General features: G+C 71.4%; 10 protein-coding genes. 1 reads left to right on the forward strand and 9 read right to left on the reverse strand.

Annotated features, from left to right (window positions below; genetic code table 11):
- Positions 1-55: 55 nt before the first annotated feature.
- From ABEA46_RS18210 to ABEA46_RS18240, 7 genes are all read right to left on the reverse strand, one after another.
- Positions 56-1,621, reverse strand: coding sequence for an APC family permease (locus tag ABEA46_RS18210; RefSeq protein ID WP_345546557.1), 1,566 nt, complete (start codon positions 1,619-1,621; stop codon positions 56-58).
- A 32-nt stretch (positions 1,622-1,653) separates the two neighbouring features.
- Entirely contained in the window at positions 1,654-4,539 is a 2,886-nt protein-coding gene (locus ABEA46_RS18215) for an FtsK/SpoIIIE domain-containing protein (protein ID WP_345546559.1), read from the reverse strand.
- A gap of 66 nt (positions 4,540-4,605) precedes the next feature.
- Complete coding sequence (locus ABEA46_RS18220) at positions 4,606-5,520, reverse strand: PP2C family protein-serine/threonine phosphatase (RefSeq protein WP_345546561.1); 915 nt, start codon at positions 5,518-5,520, stop codon at positions 4,606-4,608.
- Positions 5,521-5,583: 63 nt separating this feature from the next.
- The gene (locus tag ABEA46_RS18225; RefSeq protein WP_345546563.1) at positions 5,584-7,647 is read right to left on the reverse strand and encodes an ABC transporter ATP-binding protein; all 2,064 of its coding nucleotides are present in this window, start codon (positions 7,645-7,647) and stop codon (positions 5,584-5,586) included.
- Positions 7,644-9,377, reverse strand: a complete 1,734-nt coding sequence (locus ABEA46_RS18230) for an ABC transporter ATP-binding protein (RefSeq protein WP_345546565.1) — start codon at positions 9,375-9,377, stop codon at positions 7,644-7,646. Before ABEA46_RS18230 ends, ABEA46_RS18225 begins: the two co-directional genes overlap by 4 nt.
- 170 nt (positions 9,378-9,547) lie before the next feature.
- Positions 9,548-10,531 (reverse strand): aldo/keto reductase, encoded by a 984-nt coding sequence (locus ABEA46_RS18235; RefSeq protein ID WP_345546567.1) that lies wholly within the window; start codon positions 10,529-10,531, stop codon positions 9,548-9,550.
- Positions 10,532-10,634: 103 nt separating this feature from the next.
- Positions 10,635-11,570 (reverse strand): hypothetical protein, encoded by a 936-nt coding sequence (locus ABEA46_RS18240; protein WP_345546569.1) that lies wholly within the window; start codon positions 11,568-11,570, stop codon positions 10,635-10,637.
- Between the two features lie 183 nt (positions 11,571-11,753).
- On the opposite strand from ABEA46_RS18240, the gene ABEA46_RS18245 reads away from it, so the two are divergent.
- Positions 11,754-12,230, forward strand: a complete 477-nt coding sequence (locus tag ABEA46_RS18245) for a DUF4282 domain-containing protein (RefSeq protein WP_345546570.1) — start codon at positions 11,754-11,756, stop codon at positions 12,228-12,230.
- Between the two features lie 44 nt (positions 12,231-12,274).
- Here ABEA46_RS18245 and ABEA46_RS18250 read toward each other — a convergent pair whose 3' ends face one another.
- A complete protein-coding gene (locus ABEA46_RS18250; protein WP_345546571.1) occupies positions 12,275-13,024 on the reverse strand; it encodes a YaaA family protein in 750 nt (249 codons plus the stop codon).
- An 82-nt stretch (positions 13,025-13,106) separates the two neighbouring features.
- A complete protein-coding gene (locus tag ABEA46_RS18255) occupies positions 13,107-13,367 on the reverse strand; it encodes a F0F1 ATP synthase subunit epsilon (protein WP_018172097.1) in 261 nt (86 codons plus the stop codon).
- Position 13,368: the final 1 nt, after the last annotated feature.

Genomic DNA, 13,368 nt, shown 5'->3' on the forward strand with positions numbered 1-13,368 from the left:
TGCTCCACGAGCGCCCGGGGTGCGGCGTCCATTCGCCGTCTTCGACGACGTCGACTCAGACGAGTCCGCCGTCGACCGAGCGCGTATATTCGGCAGGGTCCTCGGGCACGAGCACGGGAGTCTCGCGGTTGAGGCTCTCGCCGCGGAAGAACGGCTTGGCGCCGGGGAACATCCACCACACCAGCATCAGGACGACGCCCAGCAGCAGCGAGCCGATGCCGAGCACGAACGTGCCGCCGATGCCGAAGAGCACCGTGTAGCCGTAGTCGACGTCCCACATGTCGATCGCGGACTGGACGAACGCGTACGTCAGCATGAGTGCGCCCAGCAGCGGGAAGAAGCCCTTGTAGAAGAAGTTCCGCGCCGACGTGAACAGGTCCTTGCGGAAGTACCAGACGCTCGCGTACCCGGTGATGCCGTAGTAGAACGCGATCGCGAGGCCGAGCGAGAGGATCGAGTCCTGCAGGATGTTGTCGCTGATGAGCGTCATGCCGATGTAGTACACGCTCGCGACGATGCCCATGACGATCGTCGAGAACGACGGCGTCTTGTACTTCGGGTGGACGTTCATGAACCTGCGCGGCAGCGCGCGGTAGGCCGCCATGGCGAGCGTGCCGCGGGCCGTCGGGAGGATCGTGGTCTGCGTCGACGACACCGCCGAGATCAGCACGGCGACCACCAGGACCCAGCCGAACGGGCCGAGCAGGCCGTCCTTGATGGAGAGGAAGAAGTCGTCGGCGTTCGCCTCGTTGCCGAGCCCTGTCCCGGTCTCGCCCAGGCCGGCGTACATCATGGCCGCGACGGTGACGCCCACGTACGTGACCAGGAGGATGACGCAGGTGAGGAGCGCCGCACGGCCGGGGATGCGCTTGGGGTCCTTCGTCTCTTCGTTGAGGGCCAGGCACGTGTCCCAGCCCCAGTAGATGAACAGCGCGAGCAGGACGGCCTCGGTGAAGCCGTGCCAGTCGGTGAACGCGGCCGGGTTGAACCACGACCACTCGATCGGCGTCGGGTTCGGCGCGGTGCCGGTGAAGTACTGCCAGACGGCGGCGATGACGAAGATCGCGAGGGCGAGGTACTGGATGCCGAGCAGCACGTTCTGGATGCGCTCGCCGATCTCGACGCCGCGCCAGCTGATCCAGGTCATGGCGAGGATGAACACCACGCCGGTCGCGGTCACCAGCGGGACGTTGTCGGACAGCAGGGAGTCTTCGGGACTGCCGATGATCCCGTCGATCAGCGCCCAGAAGTAGATGCCGCCGATCTGGGCGAGGTTGGCGAGGACGACCATGCCGGCCACCGCGACGCCCCAGCCGCCCAGCCAGCCCGTGATGGGACCGAAGGCCTTGGTGCCCCACGTGAAGGTGGTGCCGCAGTCCGGCACGTCGTTGTTGAGCTCGCGATAGGCGAACGCGATGAACAGCATCGGGATGAACGCGATGATGAACGCGATCGGCGCCTGGGCGCCGACGGCGAGGACAACCCAGCCGAGGGTCGCGACGAGGGAGTAGACCGGTGCGGTGGAGGCGAGACCGATGACGGTGGAACCCCATAGTCCCAGCGTGCCGGCCGCGAGCCCCTTGCCGTCCGGTCGATCGAGATCGATGGGTGAAGTGGCCACAGAGCGACGTTAAGTGCACGAAGCGGGCCCGGTCAACGAGGGGCCCCGACGGTTCGGCCGGAATCGGGCTCGGGCAGGACGATGCGGACGGGGTCCGCGCCGGCGGCCACGAGCCATGCGCGGCCGCGACCCGGCTCGCAGTACGGCGCCACGCCCCGGAAGCCGACGAGCACGCGCAGCTCGGCCGCGCACGACGTGTCGACGACGAGATCATGATCGCCGCGCACGTCGGCGAGCAGCCGCCAGTGGCGCTGCCAGTCCTCGGGCTCGCCGGCGAGCACGATGCGCCCGGCATCGACCGCCGCGGGATCGGCCGCGTAGGCGTCGAGCCCGCAGACGCCGACCCCGCGCGCCTCCCACGCGGCCAGCGCCGCGCGGGAGGCCGGAGAGCGGCGCGCGACGAGCCCGGTCAGCCGCCCGACGGGTTCCCAGGGCGCCACGGCGAGAGGTCGGCCGGCCGGGTGCGCGGCGTCATGGGCGTCCGCCGGTGCCAGCGCGACCTGCACCGTGCGCCCGTCGAGGCGCCCTCGACCGGCCGGCGCGCCCGGCTCGAACGACGACGGCTCCCCGCCGGCCGCGGCGTGGTCGATGCGGGTCGGGTACGGCAGCACCAGTCGCTTCGGGAACAGCTCGGCGAGCCGCGACACCGGGCCTGTCATTCGGTGCGCGCCGGCCACGACGATCGCGCCGCTGCCGGCGGCGCGGCGCACCGCGCTGTCGAGCCGCTCCCACAGCGCCTGGGCGTGCTCAGCCGGCAGTCGCCCGGCGATCGCGTCCAGGTCGTCGGCGACCACCATCGTGCCGGCGCTCGGAGGCTGCTCGGCCAGGGCTGCCACCGCATCCCACAGACCCTCGGCGTCCGCCGGGATGCGCACCGACCGCGTCGCCTGGGACGCCAGCAGTGCGAGGGCGTTCGACACGCCTGAACCCGGGCCGCCCACCACCAGCAGCGCGCGGTCCGCAGCGGCGAGCGCGAGAGTCGGCTGCTGCTGTCGCTCGGGCTCGTCGGCGACGCCGAGCAGCAGCGCCCCCGGTGCGACGGGGCCGCGCCGCTCGAGCTCGTCGAGCGCGACCTGCCGGGGCAGCTCGGGCAGCCAGGTCCGCTGCGGCGCGCCCTCGCCGCCGTGAAGAGCCGCCACCGCGACGTCGTCAGGACCCGACAGCGCGATCCGCACCGCGACCGGGCGGGCATCGGAGGCGCGGCGGACCAGCGCACTGCCGCGCCCCGCGACTCCGCCCGGGAGGTGCGCGGCCTCGTCCACACCGAGGATCGCCCGACTGTCGGCAGGATCGGTGACCCGCAGGCTCAGCCGCAGCGGGCAGTTAGCCAGCAGGTTCTCGCGGATGACCCCGGCCGCGCGCTGAGTGCCCAGCACCAGGTGGATGCCGAGCGCCCTGCCGCGTGCGGCGAGATCGGCGAACACCGCGTGCAGCTCGGGGTGGTCCGCCAGCAGTGCTGCGAACTCGTCGACGACCACCACGAGGCGCGGGAGCGCGACGCGCGGATCGAGGATGTCGCGCGCCCCCGCGGCCGCGATCGTCGACTCGCGGCGACGCAGCTCGGCGCGCAGGCTCTCGATCGCGCGACGCGCTCCGGCCCCGTCCAGATCGGTGATCACGCCCGTCACATGCGGAATGCCCTCCAGTGCGTCGAACGCGGTGCCGCCCTTGAAGTCCGCGAGCAGGAAGGTGACCTCGTCGGCCGTGCGCGTCGCGCACAGCGCGAGGATCCACGTGATGAGCAGCTCGCTCTTGCCTGAGCCGGTGACACCCGCCACGACCGCGTGGGGTCCGTCGTGCACGAGGTCGACCGCGAACGGCTCGCGTCCGGTCAGGCCGATCACCGCGGGCAGCCCTCCGGCGGCGCGATGGGGCGTCGCGTCACGCAGGGCGGCCAGCGTGATCGGCTCCCCCGCGTCGCGGGCGATCCCGAGGGTGTGCTCGGCGCGCGCCGCGAGGACCGCGGTGATCATCGCGGCCTGGGCGAGCGAGAGCGCCTCGACCTGCAGCGGCAGGCTCTCGCCCGCGTGCTCGAGTCGTGCGAGACCGGGCGACGACACCGAGAGGACGGCGGCGCACCGCGGTGGCAGCGGGTCGCCCGGCCGGCAGCGGGCGATGGCGGCGTCGGCCTCGGCCGGCACCCGACCGCCCGGCGCGACGACCGCCAGGCGCACCCCGGACCGCGCATCGAGGCGGTGCGGCAGCGCCTGCGCCCAGTCGAACTCGGGATCGACGGGATCCAGCACGCCGAGCTCGCCCGGCGCGTGCGCCAGGCACAGCTGCAGCACCAGAGCGCGCTGCACGGCGGCCGCGACGCCGTCGGGGCCCACGACCACGATCCCACCCGTGGCGGGCACCGTGACCGGAGCCGCCGCGATCCGGGCCGCCCGGCGGCGCAGGGCGGCGGCATCCGGATCCCCGTCGCCACCCGTGACGCGCACGGCGCTCGCGCGCTCGCCCTCACCCACCACCACTGCGCCGACGACGCCGCCGCGCCAGATGTCGTCCTCGCGCGCGTCGAAGCGGGCGACGTCGGGATGCCGCAGCCACAGCTGCGCCCGTTCGGCGTCGTGACGGGCGTCCAGGGCGGCGCGGACGCCGTCACGCGCCCGGACCGCCGCCGCGGCGGCACGGCGTCCGTCGCGCCGTGCCGCACGACGCGCGTCAAGGAGCGTCGCCGCGGCGATCAGCGGACCGAGCAGCGCGAACCACAGCGAGAACACGGACCCGGTCACGAGCCACAGCGCGACGGCCCCGACGACAGGCACGACCGCGGCCACGACGGGCAGCGGCGGGCGGGGCGGGGGCGTCCACGCGGACGGCAGTGTCAGCGCTTCGTCGTCGAGGACGCTCGTGACGGGATCAGCGCTCGCGTCGAGGACGCTCGCGGCGGGGTGGGGACGCGGAGTGGGACGCACCCCTGCAGTCCACCGTGTGGACCTGCCGCCCGGGCGCGCGGAGGCGGGATCCGGGGAGAACCCGCGTCAGGACTTGTCTGTGGAGGAGTCGTCGTCGTCGGCCGGCGGAGCGGCGGGGGCGGCGGCATCCACCTCTTCGACCGTCGCCGTGTCGACGGTGTCGACCGTCGCCGTGTCGTCGGTGACGACAGCCGGCTCGTCGTCACGCCGTGCCGACGGGTCGACGACGTCGAGCACGACGATCGTGATGTTGTCGCGACCGCCGTTTTCGAGCGCGGCGTCCATCATGGCGGTCACTGCGGCGGCGGGGTCGGCGTTCTCATCGAGGAAGTGGCGGATGCCGTAGTCGGTGAGCTCTTTGGTCAGCCCGTCGGAGCAGATGACGAAGCGGTCGCCGTCGGCGACGTCGAGGCGCACATAGTCGGGCTTGACCCCGTCGCTCGGACCGACGGCGCGCGTGATGACGTTGCCGTACGGGTGGTTCTCGGCCTCTTCGGGGCTGAGACGCCCGGCGGCGACGAGCTCTTGGACGACCGAGTGGTCGGTCGTGATCTGCACGATCGCGCCATCGCGCACGAGGTAGACGCGCGAGTCGCCGATGTTGAGCGTGACCCAGTGCGCGGCGTCGCCCGAGGTGTCGAGGAACACACCGGTCACCGTCGTTCCGGTGCCGTCGTCGGTCGCCTCGGGGTGCGAGGCGATGTCTTTCACGGCGCGGGCGAGCGCCTTCTCGATCGTCTTCGGGTTGACCACTCCGGCGTCGGCGACCGCAGTGAGTCGCTCGATCGTGCTGGCGCTGGCGATCTCTCCCCCGACATGCCCGCCCATGCCGTCCGCGACGACGAAGAGCGGATAGTCCGCGAAGAACGCGTCCTGGTTCACCTCGCGCCGGCGACCGGTGTCGGTCGCAGCGGCCCACGAGAGCTCGAGCACGCCACCGGGGACCGGGACGGTGCGCGATTGGGTGGATACCTCGGGCACGCCCTGTCCTCCCGATCGACGGCATCGAGACCGGGCGGCCCCGCGTCTTCACATACTAGTGGGTCACTCCCCCGCCTCTTCGGACTCGGCGAGTGCGTCGACGACGATCTGCGCCGTGGTCGGCGGCGGGCCGAGGGGCACCGCGGGCACCGCCACCGGCTCGTCCTCGTCGATCGCACCCTCGAACTGGGCGTTGTACAGACGCCGGTACGCGCCCTTCGCCGCGAGCAGCTCGTCGTGCGACCCCTGCTCGACGATCGACCCGTTCTCCATCACCAGGATGAGGTCGGCATCGCGGATCGTCGACAGGCGGTGCGCGATGACGAACGCCGTCCGGTCCTCGCGCAGCCTCGACATCGCGCGCTGGATGAGCAGCTCGGTACGGGTGTCGACCGATGACGTCGCCTCGTCGAGGATGAGGATCCGCGGATCGGCGAGGAACGCGCGCGCGATCGTGACGAGCTGCCGCTCGCCGACGCTGAGGTTGGTGGCCTCGTCGTCGAGCATCGTGTCGTAGCCGTCGGGCAGCGCGTGCACGAAGCGGTCCACGTACGCGGCGGTGGCCGCGGCGACGAGCTCCTCCTCGCTCGCATCGGGCCGGCCGTAGAGGATGTTCTCGCGGATGGTGCCCGCGAACAGCCACGTGTCCTGCAGCACCATCCCGGTGCGGGCGCGCAGGTCGTCGCGCGTCATGTGCAGCGTGTCGACCCCGTCCAGCGTGATCCGGCCCGCGTCCACGTCGTAGAACCGCATGATCAGGTTCACCAGCGTCGTCTTGCCGGCCCCGGTCGGACCGACGATCGCGACGGTGCTGCCCGGCCGCGCGGCGAGCGTGAGCCCGTCGATGAGCGGCTTGTCCTCGACATAGCGGAACGACACGTCCTCGAATTCCAGACGGCTCGCCGTGTCGGGCGCCGTTTTCGGCTCCGCGTCGTCCGCCGTCTGTTCGTCCTCGTCCAGCAGCTCGAACACGCGCTCCGCGCTCGCGACGCCCGACTGCAGCAGATTCGCCATCGAGCCCAGCTGGCTGAGCGGCTGCGTGAACTGCCGTGAGTACTGGATGAACGCCTGCACGTCGCCGATGCTCATGAGACCCGCCGCGACCTGCAGGCCGCCGACGACGGCGATCGCGACATAGACCAGGTTGCCGATGAACATCATCGCGGGCATGATCACGCCCGACAGGAACTGGGCCCCGAAGCTCGCACGGTACAGCTGGTCGTTCTCGCGGCGGAAGTCGGTCTCGACCTCTTCCTGGTGCCCGAACACCTTCACGATCGAGTGGCCCGAGAAGGTCTCTTCGACACGGGCGTTCAGCACCCCGGTGTGCGCCCACTGCTGCACGAACAGCTTCTGCGACCGGCGCGCGACGAGCACCGTGATGAGCAGCGTGAGGGGGATCGTGACGAGCGCGATCACCGCCAGCAGCGGCGAGATCAGGAACATCATGACCAGCACGCCGATGACGGTCAGCAGCGACACGACCAGCTGCGAGAGCGTCTGCTGCATCGTCTGGCCGATGTTGTCGACATCGTTGGTCACGCGGCTGAGCAGCTCGCCGCGCTGCACGCGGTCGAAGTACGACAGCGGCAGCCGGTGGATCTTGTCTTCGACCTGCAGTCGCAGGCGGTGCATGGCCCGCTGCACGATGCCGTTGAGCACCCGCGCCTGCACCCAGCCGAAGATGCTCGAGAACAGGTAGACGGCCAGCACGGCCGAGAGGATCCACGCCAGCTGCTCGAAGTCGATTCCGGCGCCCGGGACGAAGTCCATCGCGGCGATCATGTTCGCCTGGTCCTGGTTGCCCGACGCGACGAGCTGGTCGACGACCTGCTGCTGTGTGACGCCCGCGGGCACCTGCAGCGAGATGAAGCCGGCGAACACGACGTTCGTCCCCTCGCCGAGCAGCTTCGGACCGATGACCGAGAGCGTGACCGACAGGATGCCGAGCACGAGCACGAGGATCAGCCGGGGCGTGTCCGAACGCAGCGTGCCGAGCAGGCGCTTCGCGCTCGGTCCGAAGTTCTGCGCCTTGCCGCCGGGCGCGCCCCCGCCGCCGCCGAAGGGACCGCGGCCGCCGCCGGGGCCGGCCGGTCGCCGCGCCTGGGTGCTCTGTGCGCCGCTCATGCTGCCGCCTCCGCCGCGAGCTGGGACTCTACGATCTCGCGATACGTCTCGCACGTCTCGACGAGCTCGTCGTGTGCGCCGATGCCGACGATCCGGCCGTGGTCGAGCACGACGATCTGATCGGCGTGCTGGATGGTCGATACCCGCTGCGCCACGACGAGCCGTGTCGCGTCGGGCAGATGGGTGTCGAGCGCGCGTCGGAGGGCGGCATCCGTCCGAAGGTCCAACGCCGAGAACGAGTCGTCGAAGATGTACACCTCGGGGCGCTTGACCAGCGCCCGCGCGATCGCAAGGCGCTGCCGCTGACCGCCCGACACGTTCGTGCCGCCCTGGGCGATCTGCGATTCGAGGCCGTCCGGCATGGCGCGCACGAAGTCGGCGCCCTGCGCGAGCTCCAGCGCCTCCCACAGCTGCTCGTCGGTCGCATCGTGGTCGCCGTAGCGGAGGTTGGACGCGACGGTGCCCGAGAACAGGAACGCACGCTGCGGAACGAGGCCGACGCGCGTCCACAGCTCGTCGGGGTCGTACTCCCGCACGTCGACGCCGTCGACCCGCACCGCGCCTGCGGTCACGTCGAACAGGCGGGGCACGAGGCTCACGAGCGTGGTCTTGCCCGAGCCCGTCGAGCCGATGACGGCCGTCGTCGTGCCGGGCTCGATCGCGAAGGTGAGCTCGTGCAGCACAGCCTCTTCGGCGCCGGGGTACGCGAAGTCGACGTGGTCGAACTCGACGCGGCCCGTGGGAGCGGGAGCGGAGGTGGCCACAGCCGGGGCCGACACCGACGGCTCGGTGTCGAGCACCTCGCCCACGCGGTTCGCGCACACTGCGGCGCGCGGGATCATGACGAACATGAACGTGGCCATCATGACGCCCATGAGGATCTGCATGAGGTAGTTGAGGAACGCGAACAGCGTGCCGATCTGCACCCCGTTGTCCTGCACCTGGAACGCGCCGAACCAGATGACGGCGACGCTGGACAGGTTCATCACCAGCATGACCGCGGGGAACATCAGCGCCATCAGGTTGCCCGCGCGCAGCGCGGTGTCTTTGACGTCGTCGCTGGCCTTCGCGAACCGCGCACGCTCCTGACGCTCGCGCACGAAGGCGCGCACCACGCGGATGCCCGACAGCTGCTCGCGCATGATCTGGTTGACCCGGTCGATGCGCGTCTGCATCTGCGTGAACGCCGGCACCATGCGGGTCACGATCAGACCGACGATGATCAGCAGCACCGGGATCGACACGGCCATCAGCCACGACAGCCCGACGTCCTGCCGGATCGCCATGATCACGCCGCCGATCGCGAGGATCGGCGCCGAGACCATGAGGGTCGCCGACACCTGGACGAGCATCTGCACCTGCTGCACGTCGTTCGTGTTGCGCGTGATCAGCGAGGGAGCGCCGAACTGTCCGACCTCGCGCTGCGAGAAGGCGACGACGCGGTGGAACAGGTCGCCGCGCAGGTCACGGCCCATGCCCATCGCGAGGCGCGAGCCGAAGTACACCGCGATGATCGAGCAGATCACCTGCGCGAGGCTCACGAGCAGCATGACGCCGCCGGTCTGCCAGATGTACGGGATGTCGCCCTTGACGACGCCCTCGTCGATGATGTCGGCGTTCAGCGTCGGCAGCCACAGCGACGCGATCGACTGGGCCAGCTGGAACACCACGACGGCCACGATGAGCGGCCAGGCAGGGCGCAGATATCGCCACAGGAGCTTCCCGAGCACGGCGGGTCCTTTCCGGCGCGCGGAGTCCCCCGCATCGCGGACCGCGCACGAGAAGCGACGCTACGCCTGCGTCCGCGTCGCCGACAACCCGGCGCGTACGCCGTCCGCGAACTGGCGCGCGGATGACCGTGGAGCCGCCGCCGGCCGCCACGCGGCCGACGGCGGGCGGGTCAGGCGGCGGCCTCGGGCGGCGGGAAGAGACCGTCCAGGATCTGCAGATCCGCGGGGGTCGGCGTCCACGCGGTGGCCGCCTCGGCGTTCGCGCGCACCTGCTCGGGGGTGGTCGCTCCCGCGATCACGCTCGACAGCGCCGGATGCGACAGCAGCCAGCCGAAGGTCGCCTGCAGCATCGTGACCCCGCGCTCGTCGCAGAACGCCTGATAGGCCTCCAGCGCATCCCAGGGCGCCTCGTAGTAGAGGTTCGCGCGCTGGCGCATGATGCGCGAGTCGGCCGGCGCGTCGTCGCGCGTGAACTTGCCGGTCAGCAGTCCGTTGTGCAGCGGGAAGTACGGGAAGAAGCCGAGACCGTACCGCTCGACGGCGCGCAGCACGTTGCGCTCCGAGCCCCGCGACAGCAGGCTGTACTGGTTCTGGGCCGAGACGTAGGGCACGCCACGGCGCATGAGCGCCGTGAAGTGCGCCTCGGCGATCTGCCATCCCGAGAAGTTCGAGTGGCCGATGTAGCGCACCTTGCCCTCGCGCACGAGGTCGCCGAGCGTGTCGAGCGTCTCTTCCATCGGAGTGTCGTTGTCGGGCACGTGCAGCTGGTACAGATCGATCCAGTCCGTGCGAAGGCGGGTGAGGGATGCCTCGACCGCACGCCGGATGTACGACCGCGAGCCCTTCGCCCCCGAGGCCGGGTACCCCATGTCGCGGCCCGGGTGCCCGAACTTCGTCGCCAGGATCACCTGGTCGCGGCGTCCTTGCAGCGCCTCGCCCATCAGCGTCTCGGAGAGGCCGGGGTCGCCGCCGTACATGTCGGCGGTGTCGAGGAACGTCACGCCGGCGTCGATCGCCGCGTCGAGCACATCGCGCGTGCCCTCCAGCGTCTCGGTGCGAGTGCCCTCGCGACCGAAGTTGTTGCAGCCGAGGCCGACGGCGGATACGAGCAGGCCGGACGCGCCGACGCGGCGCAGCGGAACCGTGGGGGTCATGGCTCCACGTTAGCCGCGCTGCCGGGCACTCCCCGCCAGAAGGCCGGGACCGCGCTCGGACACGCAGCAGCCCCCTCGCCGGGGCGAGGGGGCTGCTGTGGCATCACTCCTTGGGCGCCTCGGGGGCGTCCGGCGCGGCCGGCGGCTCGGTCGTCGGCGGGGCGACGGGCGGCTCGGCGGCCGGCGGTGCAGCAGCGGGCGGCTCGGCGGCCGGCGGTGCAGCAGCGGGAGGCGAAGCAGCCGGCGGTGCAGCAGCCGGAGGCGAAGGAGCCGGCGGCTCGGCCGCCGGCGGGGCTGCCGGCGCCGCGGGAGGCGCCGGCGGAGTCACGGGCGGCTCGGCCGCCGCGGGCGACGGAGCCGCCGGCGCAGCAGGTGCCGGGGGCGCAGCGGGAGGCGCCGGCGGGGCGGTGTACGCGGCCGGCGGTGCCGGCGGGGCCGTGTAGCCGGCCGGCGGAGCCGGGTAGCCTGCGGGCGGCTCGTAGCCGGCGGGCGCGCCGGGTGCGGTCGTCGCTCCCGGCGCCACCGGCGCACCGGGCTGGACCGGGATGCCCTGCCACACCGTGTTGTCGGCGAGGAACGAGTTGCGCCACGGGGCCGGACGGATCGCCGGGTTCCAGCGCGACTGGTCGAACGCGAGGATGCCGACCCAGATGAGGGTGCCGAGGCCGGGGATCAGCCAGAGAAGAAGCAGCGGCCAGTCCTTGCCGAGCTTGAGCCCGATGCGCCAGCCGGCGATGACCCAGGCGGCGAGGCCGACGAGGCGCAGGATCCAGCCGACGAACGGGATCTGGCCGAGTGCACCGGCCAGCACCATGGCCCCGAGCATCACCCACGGCGACACGTCACCGAGCTTGGCGGCGACCATGGAGTTGTACACCGGCACCCAGGCGCGCCACCGGCCCTGCACCCCTGCCTTGTCGAACACCTTCATCAGGAACCAGGAGCCGATCACATAGCCGGCGAGGACGATGACGAGAAGGAAAGGCAGGAAGATCAGCCAGGCGATGGCCAGGCCGACCGCGCCGTTGTCGTAATCCATGGTGCGACCTCCAAGAGAGTCGGATCGGGCTTCGGGGGCGCGCGCCCGCGGAGCCGCTGCTCCGCTCGACACATGCTAGCGACGCTCACAGCTTCCTGTCAGCATTCGCGTCGTAATGGGGGGATGGCCCCCGTCGGCGGCGGTGGATAGCCTGAGCACAATTCCCCGACCGAAGGGCCACCCATGACCGACCCGACACCGTCAGCCCCTACTCCGCCCCCGCTGCCCGACCAGACGGCGGCCGCCGCGGCGGCGCAGACCCCGGCATCCACCCCCTCCGCTGCGGACCCGGACGACACCGGTGTTCCGCCCGTCGTCGGCGAGGTGACCGACGTCGGCAAGGGGTTCTTCGCCGCGCTGTTCGACCTGTCGTTCCGCACGTTCATCACGCGACGCCTGGCGAGCGTGTTCTACCTCGTGGGCCTCATCGCGATCGGCATCGGGTTCGTGGTCTACTTCGTGGGCGGCATCCTGAGCGGCATCTCGATGATGTGGTTCAACCCCGGGGCCGGCATCAGCGCCCTCCTCGCGACGATCATCGTCGTGCCGGTGCTGACCTTCCTCGCGGTGATCCTGCTCAGGTTCATCATCGAGGGTGTGGTCGCCCTCATCGCGATCGCCGAGAACACCGAGCGCACGGCGCAGCACACCAAGCACTGACCCTTCGGCAGGCTCAGCGACCGGTCCCTGAGCCTGTCGAAGTGTCAGGCGAACAGCTCGAGCTCGCCGGCGGCGGCCTCGCGCACACGCAGGCCGGCGGCATCCGCCCATCGCACGAAGCCGGCCGCCGACGAGATCCGCGGACGCTCGTCAGCGAGCCGGCGAACGAGCGCGCCCTTGGCGTGCTTGTTGAAGTGGTTGAGCGCGCGCACGGCTCCGTCTGACCCTTCGTCGACGACGCGCACGTATCGGCTCGGGATGCCGTCCGGCACAGGTCCGAGCGCCGCGTAGGCCTCGGAGCGCAGGTCGAGCACGAACCGCGGTTCGAGCTCCCCGAGCGCCGACGACACCGCGTCGGACCACAGCCGTCGCAGTGCGGGCACGCCCGGAAGCGACGTCCCCGCACCCAGCCGGTACGCCGGGATCGGGTCGAGCGCGCCCACCGGGCCGAACGGCGCCGAGTGGACGAGGACGTGGGCGCCCACCCAGCGTCGGGCTGCGGGAGTGAGGGATGCCGCGCCCAGCGCGTCGTACAGCACGCCGGTGTAGCGGTCCACGGCAGGCATGGTCGGCGCGTCGCGCAGCGCCGCGTTCACGGCGATCTCGCCATGCTGCTTCGGACCGAGCTTGAGCGCACGGGCTGCGGCCTCTTCGTCCGCCGAAAGGGCCACGAGCGCGTCGACGACGGCCTCGCGCTGCGGTGCCAGCGTCGGCAGCGCCAGCCGTGTGACGTCGAGCGGGCGCGCTACTCCCCCGGCGCGCTTGGTCTCGGACGGCGGCAGCAGGATCAGCATGAGGGGCCTTCTGGTCGGGGGCGGGCAGGCGAAACGCCCCGAGCCGACGAGCGGCTCGGGGCGTTTCAGAGAGGAACGGGCCTCAGGAGATCAGTGCGGCGTTGCCGGCCACGATGGTGAGCTCGTCACCCTCCATCGAGAGGAAGCCGTCCTGCGCGTTCGCGATGATCTTCGTGCCCGAGGTCTCGGTGATGCGCACCTGACCTTCGGCCAGGATCGCGAGCACCGGCTCGTGACCGGTCATGAAGCCGATCTCGCCCTCGACGGTCTTGGCGACCACGAGCGAGGCCTCACCCGACCAGACCTCCGCGTCGGCGGAGACGAGGCTGACGTTGAGCGGCATG

It is taken from the genome of Microbacterium jejuense, from assembly GCF_039544225.1.
GTDB lineage: Bacteria > Actinomycetota > Actinomycetes > Actinomycetales > Microbacteriaceae > Microbacterium > Microbacterium jejuense.

Excerpts from the sequence above, each read along its gene's own strand:
- ABEA46_RS18225 (WP_345546563.1), bottom strand. The coding sequence starts at position 7,647 with ATGAGCGGCGCACAGAGCACCCAGGCGCGGCGACCGGCCGGCCCCGGC.
- ABEA46_RS18235 (WP_345546567.1), bottom strand. The coding sequence starts at position 10,531 with ATGACCCCCACGGTTCCGCTGCGCCGCGTCGGCGCGTCCGGCCTGCTC.
- ABEA46_RS18255 (WP_018172097.1), bottom strand. The coding sequence starts at position 13,367 with ATGCCGCTCAACGTCAGCCTCGTCTCCGCCGACGCGGAGGTCTGGTCG.
- ABEA46_RS18245 (WP_345546570.1), top strand. The coding sequence starts at position 11,754 with ATGACCGACCCGACACCGTCAGCCCCTACTCCGCCCCCGCTGCCCGAC.
- ABEA46_RS18240 (WP_345546569.1), bottom strand. The coding sequence starts at position 11,570 with ATGGATTACGACAACGGCGCGGTCGGCCTGGCCATCGCCTGGCTGATC.
- ABEA46_RS18250 (WP_345546571.1), bottom strand. The coding sequence starts at position 13,024 with ATGCTGATCCTGCTGCCGCCGTCCGAGACCAAGCGCGCCGGGGGAGTA.